Source organism: Clostridium sp. DSM 17811 (assembly GCF_018861905.1).
GTDB classification, from domain to species: Bacteria; Bacillota; Clostridia; order Clostridiales; family Clostridiaceae; genus Clostridium_AD; species Clostridium_AD frigoriphilum.
On record NZ_JAHLDU010000001.1, the window covers coordinates 32,008 to 53,609 of the forward strand.

At 31.9% G+C, this 21,602-nt stretch carries 22 protein-coding genes and 1 riboswitch; of the genes, 2 read left to right on the forward strand and 20 right to left on the reverse strand.

From position 1 onward, the window contains the following. Positions 1 to 273 precede the first annotated feature (273 nt). Positions 274 to 1,299, forward strand: coding sequence for a PTS transporter subunit IIC (locus KPL44_RS00115; RefSeq protein ID WP_216246311.1), 1,026 nt, complete (start codon positions 274 to 276; stop codon positions 1,297 to 1,299). A gap of 97 nt (positions 1,300 to 1,396) precedes the next feature. On the opposite strand, the gene KPL44_RS00120 is transcribed toward KPL44_RS00115, so the two are convergent. The 17 genes from KPL44_RS00120 to KPL44_RS00200 all read right to left on the reverse strand — a co-directional run bounded on the left by KPL44_RS00120 (position 1,397) and on the right by KPL44_RS00200 (position 17,966). Beyond that, positions 1,397 to 3,097 carry a methyl-accepting chemotaxis protein gene (locus KPL44_RS00120; protein WP_216246314.1) on the reverse strand — a complete coding sequence of 567 codons (1,701 nt, stop codon included), beginning with the start codon at positions 3,095 to 3,097 and terminating at the stop codon, positions 1,397 to 1,399. Positions 3,098 to 3,427: 330 nt separating this feature from the next. Beyond that, on the reverse strand, positions 3,428 to 3,739 hold the full coding sequence (locus KPL44_RS00125; RefSeq protein WP_216246316.1) for a type II toxin-antitoxin system RelE/ParE family toxin: 312 nt from the start codon (positions 3,737 to 3,739) through the stop codon (positions 3,428 to 3,430). A gap of 2 nt (positions 3,740 to 3,741) precedes the next feature. Continuing rightward, on the reverse strand, positions 3,742 to 3,990 hold the full coding sequence (locus tag KPL44_RS00130) for a type II toxin-antitoxin system prevent-host-death family antitoxin (protein ID WP_216246318.1): 249 nt from the start codon (positions 3,988 to 3,990) through the stop codon (positions 3,742 to 3,744). A gap of 233 nt (positions 3,991 to 4,223) precedes the next feature. Further along, a complete protein-coding gene (locus tag KPL44_RS00135) occupies positions 4,224 to 4,598 on the reverse strand; it encodes a PadR family transcriptional regulator (protein ID WP_216246320.1) in 375 nt (124 codons plus the stop codon). Next, positions 4,580 to 5,428: a DegV family protein gene (locus KPL44_RS00140; RefSeq protein ID WP_216246322.1), complete on the reverse strand. Its 849-nt coding sequence runs from the start codon at positions 5,426 to 5,428 to the stop codon at positions 4,580 to 4,582. Before KPL44_RS00140 ends, KPL44_RS00135 begins: the two co-directional genes overlap by 19 nt. A 247-nt stretch (positions 5,429 to 5,675) precedes the next feature. Then, entirely contained in the window at positions 5,676 to 7,454 is a 1,779-nt protein-coding gene (locus KPL44_RS00145; RefSeq protein ID WP_216246323.1) for a glucosaminidase domain-containing protein, read from the reverse strand. 406 nt (positions 7,455 to 7,860) lie between these two features. Further along, positions 7,861 to 8,643, reverse strand: a complete 783-nt coding sequence (locus KPL44_RS00150) for a cobalt-precorrin-6A reductase (RefSeq protein ID WP_367302933.1) — start codon at positions 8,641 to 8,643, stop codon at positions 7,861 to 7,863. Positions 8,644 to 8,876: 233 nt separating this feature from the next. Continuing rightward, positions 8,877 to 9,593 (reverse strand): precorrin-3B C(17)-methyltransferase, encoded by a 717-nt coding sequence (cobJ, locus tag KPL44_RS00155; RefSeq protein WP_216246325.1) that lies wholly within the window; start codon positions 9,591 to 9,593, stop codon positions 8,877 to 8,879. 20 nt (positions 9,594 to 9,613) lie between these two features. Further along, entirely contained in the window at positions 9,614 to 10,366 is a 753-nt protein-coding gene (gene cobM / locus KPL44_RS00160; RefSeq protein ID WP_216246327.1) for a precorrin-4 C(11)-methyltransferase, read from the reverse strand. Positions 10,367 to 10,520: 154 nt separating this feature from the next. Next, positions 10,521 to 11,186 carry a cobalt-factor II C(20)-methyltransferase gene (locus tag KPL44_RS00165; RefSeq protein ID WP_071614265.1) on the reverse strand — a complete coding sequence of 222 codons (666 nt, stop codon included), beginning with the start codon at positions 11,184 to 11,186 and terminating at the stop codon, positions 10,521 to 10,523. 105 nt (positions 11,187 to 11,291) lie between these two features. Then, complete coding sequence (gene cbiE, locus KPL44_RS00170) at positions 11,292 to 11,897, reverse strand: precorrin-6y C5,15-methyltransferase (decarboxylating) subunit CbiE (protein ID WP_216246330.1); 606 nt, start codon at positions 11,895 to 11,897, stop codon at positions 11,292 to 11,294. Between the two features lie 281 nt (positions 11,898 to 12,178). Further along, on the reverse strand, positions 12,179 to 13,264 hold the full coding sequence (gene cbiD / locus KPL44_RS00175) for a cobalt-precorrin-5B (C(1))-methyltransferase CbiD (protein WP_216246332.1): 1,086 nt from the start codon (positions 13,262 to 13,264) through the stop codon (positions 12,179 to 12,181). 29 nt (positions 13,265 to 13,293) lie between these two features. Continuing rightward, entirely contained in the window at positions 13,294 to 13,557 is a 264-nt protein-coding gene (locus tag KPL44_RS00180) for a ribosomal protein L7/L12 (RefSeq protein ID WP_216246334.1), read from the reverse strand. A 64-nt stretch (positions 13,558 to 13,621) separates the two neighbouring features. Then, complete coding sequence (locus KPL44_RS00185; protein ID WP_216246336.1) at positions 13,622 to 14,248, reverse strand: precorrin-8X methylmutase; 627 nt, start codon at positions 14,246 to 14,248, stop codon at positions 13,622 to 13,624. A gap of 97 nt (positions 14,249 to 14,345) precedes the next feature. Then, a complete protein-coding gene (locus tag KPL44_RS00190) occupies positions 14,346 to 15,671 on the reverse strand; it encodes a cobyrinate a,c-diamide synthase (RefSeq protein ID WP_216246338.1) in 1,326 nt (441 codons plus the stop codon). A 301-nt stretch (positions 15,672 to 15,972) separates the two neighbouring features. Beyond that, positions 15,973 to 17,061, reverse strand: coding sequence for a pyridoxal phosphate-dependent aminotransferase (locus tag KPL44_RS00195; RefSeq protein ID WP_216246340.1), 1,089 nt, complete (start codon positions 17,059 to 17,061; stop codon positions 15,973 to 15,975). 71 nt (positions 17,062 to 17,132) lie between these two features. Next, a complete protein-coding gene (locus KPL44_RS00200) occupies positions 17,133 to 17,966 on the reverse strand; it encodes a sirohydrochlorin cobaltochelatase (protein ID WP_216246342.1) in 834 nt (277 codons plus the stop codon). A 161-nt stretch (positions 17,967 to 18,127) separates the two neighbouring features. Next, positions 18,128 to 18,257, reverse strand: a riboswitch (cobalamin riboswitch). Between the two features lie 239 nt (positions 18,258 to 18,496). Between KPL44_RS00200 and KPL44_RS00205 the strand changes: the two genes are divergently transcribed. Beyond that, positions 18,497 to 19,408, forward strand: coding sequence for a transposase (locus tag KPL44_RS00205; protein WP_331701811.1), 912 nt, complete (start codon positions 18,497 to 18,499; stop codon positions 19,406 to 19,408). Positions 19,409 to 19,637: 229 nt separating this feature from the next. On the opposite strand, the gene cobS is transcribed toward KPL44_RS00205, so the two are convergent. Genes cobS through KPL44_RS00220 form a run of 3 tightly spaced genes read right to left on the reverse strand, consistent with a single transcriptional unit; the run spans position 19,638 to position 21,598 of the window. Next, positions 19,638 to 20,390, reverse strand: a complete 753-nt coding sequence (gene cobS, locus KPL44_RS00210) for an adenosylcobinamide-GDP ribazoletransferase (RefSeq protein WP_216246345.1) — start codon at positions 20,388 to 20,390, stop codon at positions 19,638 to 19,640. 58 nt (positions 20,391 to 20,448) lie between these two features. Continuing rightward, positions 20,449 to 20,997 carry a bifunctional adenosylcobinamide kinase/adenosylcobinamide-phosphate guanylyltransferase gene (gene cobU, locus KPL44_RS00215; RefSeq protein ID WP_216246347.1) on the reverse strand — a complete coding sequence of 183 codons (549 nt, stop codon included), beginning with the start codon at positions 20,995 to 20,997 and terminating at the stop codon, positions 20,449 to 20,451. 13 nt (positions 20,998 to 21,010) lie between these two features. Further along, entirely contained in the window at positions 21,011 to 21,598 is a 588-nt protein-coding gene (locus KPL44_RS00220; RefSeq protein ID WP_216246349.1) for a histidine phosphatase family protein, read from the reverse strand. Positions 21,599 to 21,602: the final 4 nt, after the last annotated feature.

Sequence of the window (21,602 nt, forward strand, 5' to 3'; positions counted from 1 at the left end):
TATAACATTATACCATATGATATAATATTTTACAGTTAAGAGTCTAGATTTATATGTTATTTTTATTTAACATAAGTGCCACCCACGTGGCAAGCATCAGTTATATCTGTATATACACAAGTATATATACAAAGGTATACATCTATGATAGTATACCTTTATGTAGATATATTATAATTATTTATGGTAATACTAACACAATCTATATTAATGCTACAAAAATATATTTCATATCCATCCACATTAAATTTTGTATTTTATTAGGGGGAAATCATGGAAAAATTCAAACTATTTGCGAAGAAAATCTTTAAAAGAGACTTTATCGACGCGCTTAGCGCAATGGCCTTAGGTTTATTTGCATCATTAATTATCGGACTAATTTTAAGTCAATTATCAAAGATACCTGGACTCACCTTCCTTAAAGAGTTTACAGAAATCATTTCATCTAAATCCCCTGTAGTTGGTTGTACCATAGGCGTAGCTGTAGCTTGGGGCTTAAAAGTTACTCCACTTACAATGTTCTCCTCCGCTGCAACTGGTGCTTTCGGATATATGTATATGGGTGGCGGTCCAGTTGGGGCATTCGTTGCAGCCCTTATAGGTGCAGAACTCGGGAACCTAGTTGCTGGTAAAACAAAACTTGATATTCTTATAGTTCCAATTGTTACTATTGTTGCTGGAAGTATAGCAGGTAAATTCGTAGGCCCTTTTATTTCAGCTTTTATGACGCATTTAGGTTCAGTAATAAACTCTGCAACTACTCTTATGCCTATTCCTATGGGTATCGCTGTAGCTACTTTAATGGGCATGACACTTTCATCGCCTATTAGTAGTGCTGCAATTGCAATCTCATTAAACATGTCTGGACTTGCAGCCGGAGCTGCAACTGTGGGTTGTAGTGCTCAAATGATAGGTTTTGCAGTGGCAAGTTTTAGAGAAAATAAGACAGGTGGTTTAATAGCTCAGGGCCTTGGTACCTCAAAGCTTCAATTACCTAACATATTGCGCCGGCCTCTAATTTGGATACCTCCAACACTTGCCGGTGCAATACTCGGCCCCTTATCTACCACTGTTTTTGCTATGAAAAATAATTCCATAGGTGCAGGTATGGGTACAAGTGGCTTTGTCGGTCAATTTGGAACCCTTGCCGCTATGGAAGGAAGCGCACCAACATATATTATAGTCTTAAAAATATTATTATTACATTTTATAGCCCCTGCTGCTCTAACCCTACTTTTCTCAGAAATTATGAGAAAGAAAGGGCTTATAAAAGAGGGTGACATGAAACTGAAACTATAGTTCCACTGCCACGTGGCGTGGCAAGTTCTAAATTTATAAAAGATAAGGAGATGATTTCCGTATTTGACGGAAATCATCTCCTTATAGTTTTCTCCTTTTATAACTTGAATTTATTACCTATATCAAGTATTTCTCCAGTCATTGAATTTAATATATGTGCGGTAGCCGCAACCTCCTGGGATGAAGCATTTAATTGCTCTGACGCAGCCGCAATTTCCTGCGCAGAAGCAGATATTTCTTCTGCAATTGCAGAGCTCGACTCTATCTTATCAATAATAATATTTTTATCTTTATTTATAGTTGAAATTGAGTCATTGACTTCCACAATTTTAGGAATTACGTCACTCACAGCGACTAATATTCCTCTAAAAGAATCAGTTGCGGAGTTAATAACTATAACTTGATTACTTATTTCTGATAACATTATATCTGTAGAACTAGTAATAATCTTATTTTCATTAGAAATAGTATTAATAAGTCCATTTATGCTCTCGGATGATTCCTTTGATTGTTCTGCAAGCTTTCTAATCTCATCAGCTACAACAGAAAATCCCCTACCGGCTTCACCAGCTCTAGCTGCTTCTATAGCAGCATTCAATGCCAATAAATTTGTTTGCTCGGAAATGCCCTTTATATAATCTGTTATCTCATTAACCTTATTTAAATTAACCCCTAAAAGATTAAACCTTGTGGTAAAATCGTCAAAAGCATCCTTAACTTTTTTAATTGAGCTTATTAACGATTCCATTCCTTCACTACTTTCACTTGCCATTGTATTTATATAACCAGAAGATTGATTTACATTGCTAATTTTCAAAGCAATTAATTCTATTTCATCTCCAAAACTATTTAATAAGGAAGTAATGCTCATCATATCACTGGCTTGATTACCCGTACCACCAGCAACTTCTTGAATAGAATTTGCTATATTTTCTGACACAGAACTCATTTCGGTGGAAATGCCCAATAAATTAGAAGAGGAAGAGTCTACCATTTTAGAACTATCTTGAAGTTTTTGAACAATTTCTTTAAGATTTAGGATCATAGCATTAACGTAATCCGCAATTTCACCAAATTCATCTTTAGATTTTACTATACACGTGCCTTCTAAGTTACCCTTCGCAACTGAATTTAAAGACGTAGAAATTATATTTATATTTTTCTTAAGTGTGTTTACAAAAACAACTACAAGAATAATCGACAATATTAAAATCACAATATTTATCATTAAGATTTTTAACATTAAACTAGTAATATTATTATTAATACTTGCCTTGCTAACACCTACAAACCAAATACCAACTACCTTACCTGTACCATCCTTAATAGGAACGTATTTTGCTTGATATAATTCATTAAGAATTGTAGCTTCGCCAACGTACACTTGTCCACTTTTCAGTACTATATTCGCCACTTTATCAGAGACCTTTGTTCCTATTGCTCTTGTACCATCTGCTTGTAGGACATTAGTTGATATTCTTGTGTCCCCTGAAAATATTGTGGCAAGGTTGCCTGTACCTTTTTTAACAATATCAACAAAATCAGTGTCACCATTTATGATTTTATCACCCTTATATAATTTGTCTCCTTCTAATTTCCATTCTCCTGGATATTTTTCTGACAATAAGGAATATCCTATATCACTCGATGAGTTTAACGACCCATTAATATCTTTGAAAGCCAATGATTTCATTTCTGTATAAACTATTATAAGAACAAGTATACTCAATAATACTAAAAGTGAAATAAATATGCCTAAAATTTTACCTCTTAACTTAATTTTAAATTTTGTCTTCATCTTTGAATTTCCCCCTTTTTTAACCCGCCATTATATTCTACTATTCTACTTATACTACAGATTTCCTTCAAATTTTATATAAATTAGAACAAAATATATTATAATATAAGAAAAAAGAGTAAAAAAGCTGCAGGTTTGAGTTCACCTGAAGAAACATAGTGCCACCCACGTGGCAAGTGGCATGTTTATAAGTTAAAGAAAGCCCGTACAATACAGTTAATGTATTGTACGGGCTTTCCTTGTGTTAATTCAAACTTTAAGCTTTCTTATATATATGATACTTTGTTATACTCTATAAAATATATTTTGTTGTAACCTGCCAGCTTGATGCTATTCATGGTCATTTAATAATGACATATAATCTCTCTTACCATGTAAAATTCGTTGAATTGATACTACACTCTGCTCATAAATATAAAAAATAATATACTGACCAGAAATAATATATCGGTACTTACTCTTAAGTCTTATTTTGTACATTAACATAACTCCCATCTCTGGGTAATCCGCTAAGGTTTCAATTTTATCAATAATATCTTTAACCGTTTTTATTCCTGCTTCAATACTATCTTCAGATATATATTTTTTTATTTCCTTCAAATCAGTTGTAGCTAAAGGGTTAATTCTAATATTAACTATCATTTCTAAACCCCCACGCTATTTTTCAAATCATTTAATGTCTGCCATTCGTCTCCTGTTTTAATAACTTCTTCAGCTTCATTTAATTTTGTAAGAAGCTTCATAATGGTTTGTTGTCTCTCATACTCTTCTATATCAACAACAACATATTTACCTCTTCCATTTTTAGTAAGGAACACAGGTTCACCATTTTGGCAATCCTTTAAAACCTCATTATAATTTCTTAGATCTGATATTGGCTTTATATTTGGCATAGAATCACCTCCGTATAATGTTGTTATTATTGTATGCTAATTTTACTTAAAATACAACAGCAAATTAACAATTAGCATTTTATCTGCTATTACATTAACATTGTAGATGTATGCTAACTTTTGAATACCTTTTATATCACTCACTATTTTTTATTTTCTTTCTTAATCATATTTTTTTGTATTAAAAAGGTTGCAGATGAACCTATTATAATTCACCTACAACCTTTAATATTTTAATTATACAAATCATTATAAATTATTTTAAATACTTCTAGAGCTTCTTCAATCTTATCACGTAGTAAGTATTTTTTATTTTCTAATTCTAATCTACCTTGCTCTGTGATTTTGTAAATTTTTTGTGCTTTTTTAGATTCGTTCCACTCTCCAACTACTAGTTTATCTTTTTCCAGTTTTTTTAAAAGAGGATATATTCCGCCTGTACTAGGAATCCAATGACCATTTGTTCTCTCGCCTATTTTATGAGATATATCATTTCCATTAGTTTCTCCGAGGCTTAGAGTATATAACACATACAAAGGTAGTAATCCTTTTGTGAATACTTGACCCACTGCTTCTTTTTCCTTTTTATCTAAGGTTCCTCTATGCAAACCATTCCTACCAAACCTGGTCCACTATGAACACCTGATACAGGACTTATATATCCTACAAATTCTGTGGAAATAGCATTTGGATGTTTGCCTATTTTCTCCATTACTTGTTTTGTCTCATCCATTGCATCACCATGCAACATATAAACCCTACATTTCTTCTCATCCAAAATTTTATTTGTAAGTTCTATAAGTTTATTAAGAGACTGTTTTCTACCTCGTACCTTTTCGACGGTACAATACTTACCATCCTCATCTAGTGAAATTATAGGTTTGATATTTAAAAGCTCAGCTATTGTTCCTGCAACTTTCCCTATTCTTCCACCCTTTTTTAAGTATTCTAGAGTACCTACTAAAAAGTATAGATGGATTCTTTTTTTAATAGATGGAATAGCTTTAACTACTTCCTCAAAACTCTTACCTTCTTGTATAAGCTTTCCACACTCTGTAACTATTAATCCCTCACCAAGTGCTATGGATTGTGAATCACATACGTGAGTGATAATACTTGGGTGATTCTCACTTGTAAGTTTCATCGCATTATATATACCAGATAAACCAGTAGATAAAGTTATTGCTATCGCATGAGTGTAACCCTCTTCTTCTAATCTTAAAAATAATTCCTCCATATCCTTCATTGATGGCAATGAGGATGTAGGTACTTCTATCTTCATATTATCATAAACATCCTGTGGCGTTATATCCACATTATCCAAATACTCTCTATCAGAATAGATAATCCTAAAGGGCAATACATTAATGCTGTATTTCTCTATTAAGTCACTTCTCAAATCGCTTGTAGTGTCTGTTATAAGCGCTATCTTGTCCAAACTAACCCCTCCTACATTAAATATTATCATCATTATATCACTATAATTTATGTGTATCAATACTGATACATATGTAATCATTTATATATTAGTTTGTCCAATAAACATAAATATATACAATCACTAAAATGTGGGGGACGGTTAACAACTAATGCTTGTCTTAAACCCTTAAATATGAGGGACAGTTAATAACTATCCCTTGTTTTAAATCCTTAACCGTGGGGACGGTTAACAACTAATGCTTGTCTTACTTATAAACTGGAATATCAAATGTTAACTTAGCCTCAGGACATAAGTCAAAATATTGTTTAATAATTTTTGTTTGACTATTTGCCCAACTAACATCTGTTGCATATTGATGATTAACATCTAAATTATTCCATCTCATTTTATAAATCGTATTTTGGCCTTTGCTTATATATTTTCCTGAAATAAATGCTGCTCCTCCATATATCGCAGAGTCTATATCTGTCCAGGCATTTTTGTATGCTGTGCTTGTCCCCGCTGCATTCGCATCACTATCAATTGCACCAATTCCAAACAAATTATATACAGGCATACCATAAGTATACTCGCCAGTAACTTTTTTTGTACCACCATTTGCCAAAAGTGAAGTACCATGTCCTGTTTCTAGTATTGAATGACCTGCTAAGTATAGGGGATTTACATCAGATTTTTGTGCTGCATCAATAAATACTTGACCTTTTCCACTTAATGCATTATTCTCTCCAAACATTGTGTTTAATGTATCAGCACTTACACAATCAGAATAATTAAGTTCTACAAATTGATAAACTTTAACTGGATCATTTCCTAAATTTATTGGGTTTATATTGCTTGTAAGTTGACTTTTAATGCTATTATAATTCGTTGGAGAATTTACCCATGTATTGTTACCTTCTAATGTATACCCAAGTTTTCCACCTTTTATTGCCGCATAAAGCCACTTGCCACCAATACTAGCTGCTGGAGTATTTCCCATTTCTTCGTTAATAAAATCATCTAATGAAACATCATATGGTGTTAATTTAAATGTATTATTTCCCTTTGATACTATTTCATCTAATATATTAATGTTAGATATTCTCTCACTAAATTCTGCTTGTTTTGCAGCATTTTTAACTGCTTGTATAAGTCCATTTGCTTTAGTAACATCGACATTCATTTTTGATTTCTCAGCAATGCTTACTGCTGCTTCTTCCGCAACTTCTGCTATTTTTTCATCTGCGTTTGCTTGAAGATCAGCTATTTTACCTTCTGCTGCTACTAGTGTACTAAGTTTTGTAACTAAAAGCTTTTGTGCACTAGTTATTGATGCATAAGCATTTCTAACTGCTACTACGCCTGTTTTATTTGCTAATGTTAAAGCACTTAATGCTGGCAATGCTATTATTTTAGTATCTACTGCTTTAGCAGAAGCTATATCAGCTGCATTAGGTTTTACACCAACTACAACATTAACTTTTATTGATGGTTTTGTTCCAGTTACGCCACTTGGAAGTGCATAAGCACCAGTAAATATGTATGTTGCTGTTTTAGTCCCATCATAAGTAGAGCTTGTCCAAGTAACGCTTACGTCTTTAGTTGTATTATCACTTAATTTAAGTGTTACTGTTGTTGGTAGTCCAACATTTGCAGCTGTTCCCCCGTATATTACATTTTTATCAGCAATAGAACTAACAGATTGAACTGTTATTATATCCACATGGTCTTTATCTCCAACATCAAAATTAGATGTCCCATCATCATTTTTATAAGTTACAGCTGGTATAATATTTGCATTAATTATTGATTCTGAAATATTACTTTTCCAATTTCCCTCAAAATCTTTAATATAAACCTCTCCGCCAGCTATTATTGCACTAGCAATCTCATTAGCATTTGCCTGATCATTAGCATACTTTAAGTCAAAAGCTTTGTTACCTATAACAACACTACCACTTCCCATTGCTGCAAATGTCGTAATGGATGTTGAACCTGCTATCATTAAAGCAGCAATAATTGAACTCGTAATTCTCTTATTCATTAATATATACCCCCATCTTCTATGCTCTAATTTTGTTATTCTTTACTTAATACCCCAATAAAACATTAATATTAAAATCTTCTTCATAAGTTAAAAAATTATAAACTTTTTCAATTGTTTACACTCATATAACGCTTGCAATTGTAATTTAGTTGCATTTTTATATTGTTTTATATAAAATTTGTAAAAAAATACAAGATATTTATTCGCATGCTCTAATAAACCATTATTCTTATTATCGAGATTATTTAAGACAACTTAACATATAATTTTGCTCATTTGTCACCCTATTTTCATGAAAAAAGCATATAAAAAAATACGTATAGATCAAATACTTTTTTAAGAGTATCTAATCTATACGTATAAGTTTATGTTAATCATTTTTTGCTCATAAAGAAACCAAATTTTATTCAGTTACTTCCATTAAACCAGAAACATATTTTACAACTTCTATCTCACTATAAAATACTTTTGAATACTCCATAGGTTTTCTTCCAATTATAAATGCCATTATATTATTATCTATAGCAGCTTTTATTTTATCGTAGGTCCCACCTTGAACTCCGCTATCCTTCATAAGTATGGCTTTGGCCCTATATTCATTAATAAAGCCGCAATTCAGTTCATATCCCACTGGTCCCTTCATTGCCACTATATCCTCAACCCCAACACCTAAGTCTAACATCTCTACTAATACTTTAATTGATGGCAACACCCTATGTATCACCCTATTCTTTAAATTAAAATCTAGAATTTTACCTATATTTCTGCTACCTGTGGTATTAAGGATAGTTCCATCTATCGTTTTAAGATGCTCATATAGACTCTCATAATCTTCCACCATAACAACATTTTTATTATCCTTAAACTTCTTAAGAAGCGGTGGTCTCTCATATCTAACATATTGTACTCCATAGACTCTACAAGCTTCAATTGCATTTTCTGTAATTTCTAGCGCATATGGATGAGATGCATCAATTAGAATTTTTATATCATTCTCTTTTATAACTTCCATAAGCCCAACTAAATCTAATGGTTTTTCATTAAAAACTTTATATTTATAATCCTTCAAAAGCTCTGCACCATATGCTGTAGCTGTTGATATGAAAATATTCTCTGTAAATTTATTTAACCCTGAGAGAATATTTTTCCCCTCTGAAGTACCTACAATTAAACCTATCATCATCATTCACTCCTGTCACCCTTAATAGTGTTCGTGGGAAAACAAGGAAAAATAGTGGGGACGGTTAACAACTAAGTAGTGTTTATGATGCCTAAAATCACGGATAAAGCGGTGGTTAAAAGCGAAAAAAGCAGACAAAAGCGGGGACAGTTAATAACTTTCCCCTATTTATTGTTATGCTAAAAACTTATTAGTTGTTAACCGTCCCTCTAATACATCCCTCACCTTCCTCTGTTATTCTAAACGTTATATCCTCTTGGTGTTATAAATTTACCATCTTTTACATAACTTTGACTGTTACCAATTATAACAATTGATAACATATCAGCTATGTTATCGTCAAAAGTATCTAGTGTTGAGATACTTACTACTTGTCCATCTCGAAGTGCATTTTTAACTACAGCTATTGGAGTAGTTCCGTCTCTGTGCATTTTTATTATATTTATACACTCTCTTAAATAATGAGGTCTCCCTTTGCTTTTAGGATTGTACAACGATATAACAAAATCACCTTCTGCGGCTAGATTTACTCTATTTTGAATTAATTCGTAGGGGGTCATTAAGTCACTTAAACTAATATTACAGTTATCATGCATTAATGGTGCACCAAGTACCGACGCTGCTGCAGATGAGGCCGTAACCCCTGGAATAACCTCAACTTCTTCATCCACTCTTAGCTGAAGAATTAATCCTGCCATTCCATAAATTCCAGAATCACCAGTACTTACTACGCTGACTATCTTATCATGGCTAAGTTCTAACGCTTTTTTGCATCTCTCTTCCTCACCCTTCATGCCTGTTGAGAATATTTCTTTGCCAGCGAGTAGAGGTTTTATCATATCTATATATTTGTTATAACCTACAATTATATCGCTTTCTTTTATGGCGTCCATTGCTCTTATTGTCATATGTGGAAGTCCACCCGGGCCTATTCCAATTACATATAATTTTCCCAATTTATCTTCTCCTTCACTCCCTATTTTTTTCCTTCACGGAACATATGTGTAAATGTCTTATCGTATAATAGGCTCTTCTCATATTCACAATCTATGAAATCACCTACAAGAATTTGAGCACATTTTGTTATTTTAGCTTCTTTTACTTTATCTGCTATATCATCCAAAGTTCCAATAATAGCTCTTTCATCTGCCCATGTAGCTCTCTCAATAACAGCTATTGGAACATTTCTTCCATAACCTGCCTTAAGTTTTGCGACAACTTTATCTATCATACTTATAGATAAGAAAATGGCCATTGACGCCCCAACAGAAGCAAGCTTTTCTAAATCCTCAGTTTCTGGCACTGGAGTTCTGCCCTCAACCCTTGTAAGAATAAGGGTTTGAGTTACACTTGGTAGCGTAAATTCTTTTTTGATAACAGATGCTGCTGCTGAGAAGGAGCTTACCCCTGGCACAATAGAATAATCTATATTTAATTTATCTAACTCATCCATCTGCTCTTTTATTGCTCCATATATAGCTGGGTCCCCGGTATGAAGTCTTACTATGCTTTTATTCTCTCTATCTGCTTTTTTCATAACATCGATAACATCCTCGAGAGTCATGGAAGCTGAATTGTGAACTACTACATCTTTTTTGCAAAATGTGATATGCTCTGCACTTACAAGCGATCCCGCATAAATAACTACATCTGCAGTCGATAATATATTTCTTCCCTTAACTGTAATTAAATCCACATCACCTGGGCCTGCACCAATAAAATAAACCATTAAATTCACCTCTCCTTTTAGAATAATTATTAACTGTCCCTACCTTTTGCTCTGATTAATTATTACCTGTCCCCGCCTATTGTTTTGAGGATTAGTTCTTAACTGTCCCCGCCTTTACTCTTTCTTAAAGATTAGTTGTTAACTGTCCCTACCTTTATTCTTTCTTCGCAATTATTAAACTCATATATTCTTTATTTTTTAATATATCTTCGCGACATCGAAGGACTTCTTGTCCCTCTCTACCAGCTCTTTTAACATATACATATTTATAACCCTTTGCTTCTAGGCAATCTAAAACTTCTTCTTCGATTTTATAAACCTTCATAATTACTAGAAATTTTTCATCCTTTATAGTATCAAGCCTTGATGCTGGAAGTATTAAAAGCGGTTCGTTCCCAATTACTAAATATTCATTAGCAATGCTTGCGCAAGCACAAAATGAGGTTATACCTGGAATTGTCTCAACTTCGTATCCACTTTCCTTAATATAATTTAAAAGATATATATATGTGCTATATACAAATGGATCTCCTATAGTTAAGAAAGCTACATCTTTTCCAGCTTTTAATTTCTCTTCAATAGACTTAAAAGCTTCATAAATCTTCGCTTCCTGCTCTGCTCCACCCATAGGAAAATGTTTAACTAACACTTCTGAGTCCTTGTTAATATACTCCTCTGCTATTTCATGGGCTATGCTTTTCCCACCATTCATAGCACTCGGAACTACTATAACATCACATTTCCCAATAGTTTTTATTGCCTTTATCGTAAGCAGTTCCTTATCTCCAGGTCCTACCCCTACCCCATATAATTTTGCCATTATAAGCCCTCCATCTCCAGTAAAATAGTCTCTAGCCATACCTTTTTAATCGTCACTAACAAATTAATTATAAGTCAGTGCTTTAATATATTATCATGTAGCTAATTAATTTATATTTTCTATGACAACCACACTAAGATCATCAAAAATTTTATCCTTAATTTCTTCAACTGTACCTTTTATTATTTTTTCATCCGCATAAGATAATTCTAGGCCAACATAAATCGTAGCTTTAATATTATTATCAAAAAGTTTTCTACATAAAGCTTGTGGTGAATTACTTTTATCAGTAAGCCACACAGATATCTCATGACTTTTCACAATCTCTATAAAATCTTCTTGCCTACCATGCATACTGCCTAGATGAGCATTTTGCCATGGTTTTTTGAGCTTACACATTAAATATTGAAAAGAACTTATACCTGGAACTATCTCTGTTTCACCTTTAAAGTTATTATTTATATAGTTTACTATACCATAAAAGCACGGATCACCCGATGCTATTATTGCGATATCTTTATCAATATTTTTTGTTATATAATCCATAATATTCTTTAATGTTTTAACTATTATCTTTTGAACCTTAGTTTTAGGTATACTCGCTACAGCTCTTTCAAACCCTAAGATTACATCAACCTTTTCCATAGTCTCTATTGCCAAAGGAATAATATATTTTGGGTTTCCAGGCCCAATACCCACTATATAAACCATATTTTTTGCAACCTTTCACTATTTATTCATGCATTAGTTGTTAACTGTCCCTGCTTATTTGATTGATTACTCATTTGATTCCTTATTCGCTAGGACAAGCATTATGCTCATTAGTTGTTAACCGTCCCTACTTATTTGATTGATTACTCATTTGATTCCTTATTTGCTAGGACAAGCATTATGTTTATTAGTTGTTAACTGTCCCTACTTATTTGATTGATTACTCATTTGATTCCTTATTTGCTAGGACAAGCATTATGCTCATTAATTGTTAACTGTCCCTACTTATTTTCCCTAGTGTCACACAAAATCCCTTTATTCATAGAAAACATAATAACTTCTGCTGGAATAGTTTCGTAAGTATACTGAAATAATCTTTTCTTTACTTTATTTGCAATGTTAATATATATTTCATTATAATCATCCTCTAATAACTTTATTGCACCCTCAGTAGTTTTTTCCTTATATACCTTAGCTACAATATCAGTAGGAGCGCCTATTAAAGCTAGTTCTAGTGCTATTACTTCTAACCTCACATCACATACCCTACTATGAGTTTGAAAACATCCCGCTGCTATTTTGCATGCTTTTCCGATGTGTCCTATAAGCAAAATGTTTTCTATATGTTTTTCCATGCAACTATTTAAAGCAAATCCTATATAGTTTGAAACCATTACTATATTATCTGATTTAAGCCCTATCTTTGTTGCCATATCTTCTCCCATGTTACCAAAAACCAAAGTGAGATTTTTATGCCCTTGCGCTATTTTTTGAGATATTTCTATATTAATAGATTCTGTAAGTGCTTCCTGTGACATTGGTGTTACAATGCCTGTTGTTCCTAGTATCGATATGCCACCTTCAATTCCAAGCCTTGGATTAAATGTTTTCTTGGCTACCTCTTCCCCCTTGGGTACGAATACAGTTATTGTAATCCCAGTGTCTTTTGGCAACACTTTCCTTACTTCCTTTTCTATCATTTTTCTAGGAACTGGGTTAATCGCCCATTCACCCCTAGGTACATATAATCCTTCTCCCCTAACTATCCCAACGCCTTTTCCACCTTTTAAGGTATATCCTGAATCTGATTTTTCAGCCCTTGACCAGATTTCCATGCCGTGAGTTGCATCAGGATCATCTCCACCATCTTTTATAATGCAACACTCAACAAAGTTTTCCCCTTTTACTACCTTATATATAGGAAGCAATAATTCTATACCCTTTGGGGTGTCTATCTTTATCTCATCTATATCAGTATCATAAAACAATATTTGCGTAGCTGCTTTTGCGGCCGCAGCAGCGCAAGATCCAGTTGTATATCCACACCTAAGTTTTTTACCATTAAAATTAACATATAAATCAAGCATTATCATGTACCCCCTGCTAAGGTTGTCCTTTATTTTAGGTTATCAACATAATCTTTTGCTTCCTTTAATCCAAATCCAGTAACCTCTCTACATTTTTTTATCGCCTTAATTTTCCCATCTTTTTCTATGATACTTTTTAACTCATCATTTAAAGGATCTTCTGGAATTCCAACCTGCTTTGCGATCTTAATTATATTCGAATTCATGCGAGTTATATGTTTTTGCAATGAATCAATCTTACTTGTAAGTATTGAAATGTAAAGTACGATTATACAGAGTATTAGATAATTCATATGATATCTGCTCTCCCCTATTATAATAATTTAGAATTTTAAAACAAAGTTCTTAAACTACATGCTAACCTCTATCTACTATCATATACATTAATGCATTTAATATAGATGCAGCCACTGTACTTCCACCTTTTCTTCCCCTAACAACAATCATTGGGATGTCCAATTTTTCAATTTCTATTTTAGATTCTGCAGCTCCCACAAAACCAATAGGTGTCGCTATTATAAATTTTGCATTACATTTTCCTTCCTCAATTAATTCCTTTAATCTAAATAAAGCTGTAGGTGCATTACCAAAAATAAAGAACTCAACACCATCTTCTACTGCCTTCTCCACCGCTGCCATAGAACGTGTTATGTGACGTGCTTTAGCAATTTCAGCCACATTTTCATCACTAACAAAACATAAGGCATTACAATTTAAATCTTTAAGAGCTTTTTTATTTATACCTGCTAATGCCATTTTTGTATCAGTATATATTGTTACTCCTTTTTTAAGTAACTCTACAGCCGCATCTATTGCTCCATCTCGAATATATAATATATTTCTATAATCAAAATCTGCTGTAGTATGTATTACTCTTTTAATTATTGAAAGTTCTCTAGGTGAGTATTTATGCTCTCCCATTTCTTGTCCAATAATTTCAAAACTTCTCTTTTCTATGTCCATAGGAATTTTTATGTAATCCATATTTTAATCTCCTTTTGTTTTAGAATCAGATGGGGACGGTTAACAACTAATTGACCCAAAAGTTGGGGACGGTTAACAATTAATTGACTTAATTCACCTATTTGAAAATTTTTCTAAACCATAATAAATTTCCAAAAAAATGTACATGTCCATATATCGCTATAGTGTTTTTTTTAATATATCCACATAACCAATTTTTCTTGCTTCCGTCATAAACGTCTTTAGAAAGTTTAAATATTTTTTCTTCTTGTAAATCAACAAACGATTTATGAAACTCATGGCAGTTTATGCTCATATCTTTTGGCAAAATAGTATTTTCTAGCTCTACCTTAATATTTGCGTATCCAAAATTCTGAAGTTTTGTGGTTAAGGAATAATACCCATCAAAAAAGCCAACAGTTTTAAATGTTATTTGTTCTTCACCTAATTTTTTTTGTCCTAAAGTAAGGTACATTAACCCCCCGCATTCAGCGTAACAGGGTAGTCCACCATCTAGAGCTTTTTTAATGCTATAAAGCATAGACGTATTTTCAGATAACTCCTTTATAAATACCTCAGGGTACCCCCCACCTAAATAAAGAAAATCAATATTGCTTGGTAGTTCATTATCAATAAGTGGACTAAAGTATATAACCTCTCCGAATTCCTCTAGAAGCTCTAAATTTTCTTTATAATAGAAGCTAAAAGCTTTATCATAGGCTACAGCTATTCTTTTCCCCTTATTTTCAACATGAAAATCATCTACATATTTCTTACTTTCCTTAAATTGTTCTAATAATAGATTCATATCCAAATGTTTTTCTAATAATTTTGCACAAACTTCAATTTTTTCCTCAAGATCCTCTATTTCACTACTTTGAATTAATCCTAAATGCCTACTTTTCAAAGATAATCTCTCATCTTTAGGAAGATACCCTAAAACTTTTATTTTACAATTTTTATCAATTGCCGATTTAAGCAAATTATAGTAACTCTCTGTTATGTTATTTAATATTATGCCACGTATATTTGCCTCTTTAAAATTAACTATTCCATTTATTTCTGCACAAAAGGTCGCTACCTGAGCTTTCGGAGACAGTACAAGTATAATAGGTAAATCTAAAACCTTAGACACATGATATGTAGAATATGATGTATCTATGCCTTTGCCATCATATAATCCCATTACGCCTTCAACTACTCCTAAATCACCGTGACCTCTAGAAAAGCTAGCCTTAACTCCGGCCTCTCCCATAAGATATAAATCCAGATTTCTTGAATCTTGGCCCGTTATTTTTGAATGAAAAGCCGAGTCTATATAATCAGGCCCTACTTTATAACCCTGCACATTGAAGCCCCTATTTTTTAAGACTTTCATAATACCAAGGGTTACTGTGGTTTTACCACCACCACTTGCATTTGAAGCTATAACTATACTCTTCATTTACACTCACATCCTTTTATGGACTGGCCCTTAAAGTCAATTAGTTGTTAACTGTCCCTCAGTTTTGACTCACCCTAAAGGTCAATTAGTTGTTAACCGTCCCCCAAGTTTTGACTCATCCTTAAGTTCAATTAGTTGTTAACCGTCCCTCAGTTTTGACTCATCCTTAAGTTCAATTAGTTGTTAACCATCCCTCAGTTTTGACTCACCTTTAAGTTCAATTAGTTGTTAACTGTCCCTCAAGTTTTGACTCATCCTTAAGTTTAATTAGTTGTTAACCGTCCCTTAAGTTTTCCCTTCCCTAAAGTTCTAATTTTTTTAAACACACAATCAACTTTTCATTTCTGACATCATCCTTAATAGCCAGCCTTATAAATTGTTTGTCCAGCCCCCTAAAATTGTCTGCTTTTCTTATAACAAAGCCTTGATCCAAACATAGTTTATAAAGCTCATCTGCATCTACTTCTTTTAATTTACATAACACAAAATTACCATAGGTTAAAAAGACCTTATCTATAAATGAGATACTATTTAACGCTTTTAAGAAAATAGGTCTTTCATCTCTTATCCATTGTTTGCTTTTTTCAATATACTCGACATCCTTTAGCACATTAATTACTGCAACTTCTGCAAAACAGTTTATATTCCAAGGATTTTGTTTATCTTTAATTTTTTTTATTAATTTAGCATCACTGCTAACTCCATACCCAAATCTTATGCCTGGCATTGCAAAAAATTTTGTTAAAGCCCTTATTACAAATAAACATTTATAAGTTTTAACACTCTGCGCAAAACTGTGAAAATCATCTCCCGTAAATTCTATAAAAGCCTCATCTATTATTATGATTTTGTTATTACTCTCACAATAATCAAGAATTTTTTTAAACTTAGCTTTATCAATGATATTACCATTAGGATTATTAGGATTAGCTAGGATTACCCCTTCTACACTTCGTAATTTATTAAGGATATCATCATAATCATAAGAGAGCTGCCCATACTTATGCTTTAGCAAAACAGTCCCATTAAAATTCTCTTTTAAGAAAGAATATTCTATATTACAAGCCCACTTTTTAGCGTCAATTTCATACTCTACAAAGGAAGGTACTACAATTAGTACACTTCTAAGGCAAGATATAACTAAATCAATTATTTCTGCTGCCCCATTTCCTAAAACAAAATACTCCTCTGGGCAACTACTGTATTTGCCGAGTGCCTTTAATACATTTCTATATTGAATATCTGGATATCTAGTTAATGCATCTACAGCAAAACTAATATTGTCAGTAAAACTTTTAGGAATGCCAAGTGGATTTATATTAGAACTATAATCTATTAGTTCTCGTCCCTCAAGTAATCCATTAGTATAAATATCTCCACCATGTATCATAAATACCTTCCTTTCTCCTTTTGGGATCCCCCTGTACTTATAATTTCATCTACAAGTAGTCACAAATGATTTTAAATACCCTTATGTGTTTTTCCTACATTTTTAAATTTTTCATTAATTACATCATTAATATGTTGTATATAAATATCTTGTACAGCAATATTTTCTCCTAATCCATGTAGGTATATTCTTACTTTAAATCCCTCTGCTTCTAAAATATTTTTCCATGACTCTTCCTTTTCTCCAACCATATCATTTTTAACATGATCGCCTGCAACTAAAAGCAGTGGCATCAGAATAACCTCTTTAGTTCCCTGAACAATAACATTTGGTATTACTCTATCCAAAGTTGGATATCCCTCTACTGTAGCCACATGAACATTTTTAAATCCTCTATCCCTTAAAACACTTTCGAAGCAGCAATATACAGCATTAGCAATATGATTTGTGCCATGCCCCATTAAAATTACTGTGTCATCTTTTGGTAATTGATTTGATAAAGCGTCCACCATTATTGTGTAATCATCCGGCACGCCAGCCTCTTCTCCCTTAAAACATATAAGTGGTCTTCCTACCAAAATATTGTCAAATGCATTGCATTCTTTATATTTATTAACTACATTATTTACATAATCAAATTCCGCTCCTGGAATAACATGCAAAGGCTGAACAATTACCTCATTATAACCTTCATTTTTTAGTTTTTCCAAAGCTTCTTCTGGTGTATCTATATAAATATTATCTCTATTTTTAAGAACCTTAAGAATAACATGCGAAGTAAACGCTCTTCTTATATCATAATCTACAAAGGTATTTTTTATTTTATTTTCTATTACATCAATAGTTACTTTTCTTGTGTCTTCATATGTTGTTCCAAAACTTACAACTAAAATTGCTTTCTTCATTGTTTTCTTCCACCTTATCATGTATTTTTCGGAATTTTGAACTCTATTTGCTCCTAATATCTTTTCAAAAAAACAAAAGTAGTTCACTTAAGATAGCGACTACTTTTTAATTAATTCGTAATAAAATTAACTGCATTAAAAAGTTCTTTCCCTCCGAAAGCTTTGTTAACATCATTTAGGCAGGTCTCCTGGCTTTTGATTTCTCAATTACAGTAGCGGGGGCTGCTGTGGATTTAAACCACATTCCCTTTTCACCTAATACTCTAGGCACCTAAAATTATATTCTATTGTACTATTAGTTTATTATAATTAAGTGGCGGTGTCAATATCATTGTAAAACTTAAGGGTTGGAGGGTTATCTTTAGTCCCAATGGAGAAAGTTGAGGGACGGTTAACAACTAATTGCTGTCTTAGATAACATCTAAGGTGGGGACGGTTAACAACTAATGAACATTAACCTAAAAAAATGAATAGCATTATACTCCATGGGAAACAATTAAAATAATACTTTATAAGGAGAGGTGATTTTTGTGCCAAGAACGGCAAGAGTAAAAACAGATGAGTCGATATTTCATATCATGTGCAAAAGTATAAGCGAAGTAACTTTATTCAAAGATGATGAAGATAAGAAACGGTATTTATTGCTTATAAAGAAGTATAAAACCCTTCATAATTTTAAGCTTTACGGGTACTGTCTTATGGATAATCACGTACATTTAATGATTGATGCTAATGGATGTGATATATCAAAAATAATGCATGGTATAAATTTTTCTTATGCAATGTACTTTAATAGAAAATATAAAAGAGAAGGACACCTTTTTAAAGATAGATTTAAGAGCAAAATAGTTTATAGCGATAGATATTTAAGGACCTTATCTCTTTATGTGCACAATAATCCTACAGACATAATCGAATATAAAGATTCTCCTGAAAAATACGCTTTTTCTAGTCTATCAATATTTTTAGGAAAAACAACTGATTCTTTTAACTTAGTTGATTATGTATTTGTTATGAGTCTCTTTGGTGATAACCTTAAAGGTGCAAGAAAAAATTACTATAACCTTCTATTTAGGTGTAATGAAGAAAAATTAGAACAGGAAATGGAGTTTGAAGATGAAAAAACAGATTATAATAGTGAAAGGAACATACTGGTACGCAATTTTAAATCAGATGACATATTAGATTTTATAGCATTAAAGATGAATATGTCAAAAATCAATTTTTATACAAAGTACAGTAGAAATTTCGTTAATGCAAAAGCTTTAGCTGTTGTTTTAATGAGGAGTCTATGCAATTTTAAATCAAAAGATATATCTAACATACTTGGTAACATTACACAAGCCAGAATATCTAGATTAAGCACTATTGGTATAGGTTTAATTGGGTCAGAAGAAAAATATGGAAAGATTATTGATGATTTTATTAAATGTTATGCTTAATTTTTATTAATTTTCATATTCATGTAATCAATAAAAATTTCAGAATGACAGCTAACTATATTTATTAGGCTAACATTGGACAAGCATTGTAAATAAAATATTTATTAATATACATAATAAAAATGCTATATTAATTAGTCAATTTAGTCGTAAAAAGGTGCAAATTTTAAAAAAATTTGCACCAAAATATAAGCTAATTAATTGTTAACCGTCCCCACCTGAGGCCTCCCTAAATTACTGCTATAAACAATATCATTGTTAAAATCTCAACTAATTCATTGTTAGCTCCCAAACTGTCACCTGTGAGTCCTGTAATTTTGCTCTCACAGAATTTATTAAATAAGAGACTTAAAAATAGCGCTGGAATTATTAATATAACACTATTTTTGATTCCTATTAATAAAGTTCCAAGTATAATAGTTATTACCCCTGCAATTACTAGTCTTTTAACATCAATATTGCCAATAAATATATTACCTGAACCTGTCTCTTTAGCATTTTTACCTATAAAAGATATAAATACTACAGTAAATCTTGCAATTATTGGAGCCGCAATTAATATAAGTGGTAAATCAATTTGTATGATAGTAGTCACCGCCGCATATCGTGCTAACATGTCAAATACTATAGCTATAGTCGCGAAAGTACCAACTGAGCTATCTTTCATAACTTCTATAATTTTGTATTTATCACCTTTTAGCGAAAAGAAGCCATCACATGTATCTCCAAGTCCATCAACATGCAATCCTCCAGTAATAATTATTGGTATTATAACTACAAATACTGCTGTAATGTTTACTGGTAACACTTTTATCAATAGATAATATACTATCCATTGAACAACTCCTATAAATAATCCCACTATAGGAAAAAATATAGATCCCCTCTTAAAATTTTCTTTCTCACAGTTTAAACTTTTATTTATAGGTATTCTTGTAAAAAACTGAAAAAATAGCAAAAAATCATTTAAATATTCTCTCATTTTATTGCTTGCAACTGCCTACCATTGCAAGGTTCACCTCTTTCCTAGATAATAATATTCATTTTAATTTTAAAGGTAACCCACAAGAAATTAGATATACCTCATCACTTTGACTTGCTATGTATTGATTTACAAACCCTGCTATATCCCTAAATACTCTACTAAGCTTATTCTCAGGTACAAGCCCAGAACCTACCTCATTAGTTACCATAACAAAATTAATATTTGCTACCCTCGCCTTTAATATTAGCTTTTCAAACTGAGTTTTTATATCATCTAATAACTCATCTATTTTCCCCATAGATATTTTATCAAAATCTATTTTTTCCTTAAACATTAAATTAGTTATCATAATTGTAACGCAATCAAGCAATATATTATTTATATCATAATTCCCTATAGCCTTATCTAAATCATAAAAGCCCTCAAAGGTTGTCCATCTTGCATTTCTAGAGTCTATATGTTTTTTAATTCTATCTCCCATTTCCTCATCTGTAACTATTGCTGTTGCAATATATAAAACATCATCAGTATCTTTAAAAATGTTTTCAGCAAAAGTGCTTTTCCCACTTCGACTTCCACCAGTTACTAAAATTATTTTGCCCATTTATGCTCGCCTCCTAGATATGCATAATTGCATCAATATATAAATTACCATATTCATATTTAATAATGCTTATATCGCCATTTTTACATCCAAATTTCCAAAATAAATCTATATTCCCATCCATAATATAACAATATATAGCTCTTATAACTCCAGAATGAGCACATATTAAAATATTATCAAAATCTAACTTTTTAATATTATCCATAAAACTCTTAACTCTCATGCATAACTCAATATAACTTTCACCCTCTGGTGGTGTAAATTGTTTCCAATTATCCATCCAACATAAACATTCTTTAGGATAAAGTATTTTAATTTCTTCGTAAGTTTTACCTTCAAAGTCTCCGAAATTAGTTTCATTTATTCTACTATCTTGTATAATTTCCATTTCATTCAAACCTAAAGCTAATTTTGCCATTTCCAAAGTTCTTTTTTTATCACTAACATATACTTTATCTAATTTAATATCTTTAAAGAAATCTTTTGCCTTATTTCCTTGAACTACACCTATTTCATTTAGACTTATATCCAAATTACCATAATAAGATCCTTTTCTATTTTCTTCAGTTTGACCATGTCTTAACAGATAAATATTCATAACT

Bases quoted from the DNA above. Each gene is read 5' to 3' on its own strand.
- cbiE (WP_216246330.1), bottom strand. From the start codon at position 11,897: ATGGTTTATATAGTGGGTATTGGGCCTGGAAACCCAAAATATATTATT.
- KPL44_RS00165 (WP_071614265.1), bottom strand. From the start codon at position 11,186: ATGGCAAAATTATATGGGGTAGGGGTAGGACCTGGAGATAAGGAACTG.
- KPL44_RS00180 (WP_216246334.1), bottom strand. From the start codon at position 13,557: ATGAATTATCTAATACTCTGTATAATCGTACTTTACATTTCAATACTT.
- KPL44_RS00190 (WP_216246338.1), bottom strand. From the start codon at position 15,671: ATGAAGAGTATAGTTATAGCTTCAAATGCAAGTGGTGGTGGTAAAACC.
- KPL44_RS00195 (WP_216246340.1), bottom strand. From the start codon at position 17,061: ATGATACATGGTGGAGATATTTATACTAATGGATTACTTGAGGGACGA.
- KPL44_RS00130 (WP_216246318.1), bottom strand. From the start codon at position 3,990: ATGCCAAATATAAAGCCAATATCAGATCTAAGAAATTATAATGAGGTT.
- KPL44_RS00145 (WP_216246323.1), bottom strand. From the start codon at position 7,454: ATGAATAAGAGAATTACGAGTTCAATTATTGCTGCTTTAATGATAGCA.
- cbiD (WP_216246332.1), bottom strand. From the start codon at position 13,264: ATGCTTGATTTATATGTTAATTTTAATGGTAAAAAACTTAGGTGTGGA.
- KPL44_RS00150 (WP_367302933.1), bottom strand. From the start codon at position 8,643: ATGATGATGATAGGTTTAATTGTAGGTACTTCAGAGGGGAAAAATATT.
- KPL44_RS00220 (WP_216246349.1), bottom strand. From the start codon at position 21,598: ATGAATATTTATCTGTTAAGACATGGTCAAACTGAAGAAAATAGAAAA.
- cobU (WP_216246347.1), bottom strand. From the start codon at position 20,997: ATGGGCAAAATAATTTTAGTAACTGGTGGAAGTCGAAGTGGGAAAAGC.
- KPL44_RS00185 (WP_216246336.1), bottom strand. From the start codon at position 14,248: ATGGATTACATAAAAATTCCTATGGACATAGAAAAGAGAAGTTTTGAA.
- KPL44_RS00120 (WP_216246314.1), bottom strand. From the start codon at position 3,097: ATGAAGACAAAATTTAAAATTAAGTTAAGAGGTAAAATTTTAGGCATA.
- cobM (WP_216246327.1), bottom strand. From the start codon at position 10,366: ATGGTTTATTTTATTGGTGCAGGCCCAGGTGATGTGGATTTAATTACA.
- KPL44_RS00200 (WP_216246342.1), bottom strand. From the start codon at position 17,966: ATGAAGAAAGCAATTTTAGTTGTAAGTTTTGGAACAACATATGAAGAC.
- KPL44_RS00125 (WP_216246316.1), bottom strand. From the start codon at position 3,739: ATGATAGTTAATATTAGAATTAACCCTTTAGCTACAACTGATTTGAAG.
- cobS (WP_216246345.1), bottom strand. From the start codon at position 20,390: ATGAGAGAATATTTAAATGATTTTTTGCTATTTTTTCAGTTTTTTACA.
- KPL44_RS00115 (WP_216246311.1), top strand. From the start codon at position 274: ATGGAAAAATTCAAACTATTTGCGAAGAAAATCTTTAAAAGAGACTTT.